Below are 443 nucleotides of genomic sequence, written 5' to 3'. Positions count from 1 at the left end.
AGTCCGTCGGCGGTGGCCCGGCCGGGTACCTGGTGCTCGCGGTGCTCACGCCCGCGCTGCTCTCGGCGATCGTGGTGGCGGGGCGCGCGGCACCGGTCGTCTCACCCCGTTCCGCGGGAGCGGACATCGACCCGCGACCCCGGATCGCGCTCGCCGACTTCCGTCCGACCCGGCAGTACTGCTGGGCGTGGGCGCTCCGGTTCCTCATGAACCTCACCAACGCGATCCTGCTGATCTACCTGTTCTTCTTCCTCGACACCGTGGTCGGGGTGGCCGACCCCGGGAACGCGGTCCTCATGATCACCGTCGTCACCCTCGTCCTCTCCGCGGTGTGCGCGGCGACGGCGGGGACGTTCTCCGACCGGCTCCGCCGCCGCCGCGAGTTCGCCGCCGCCGGGGCACTGATCACCGCCGGCGGGTTGACCGGCCTCGCGGCGTCCACC

General features: G+C 73.1%; 1 pseudogene. It reads left to right on the top strand.

The features are described from left to right. Nucleotides 1–443: pseudogene (locus tag IY392_RS15390) on the top strand (MFS transporter); the annotation flags it as partial.

The organism is Dietzia sp. SYD-A1, assembly GCF_015356725.1.
Classification (GTDB): domain Bacteria; phylum Actinomycetota; class Actinomycetes; order Mycobacteriales; family Mycobacteriaceae; genus Dietzia.
Note: the sequence above shows the minus strand (reverse complement) of the source record. Positions and strands in the feature narration are given on the sequence as shown.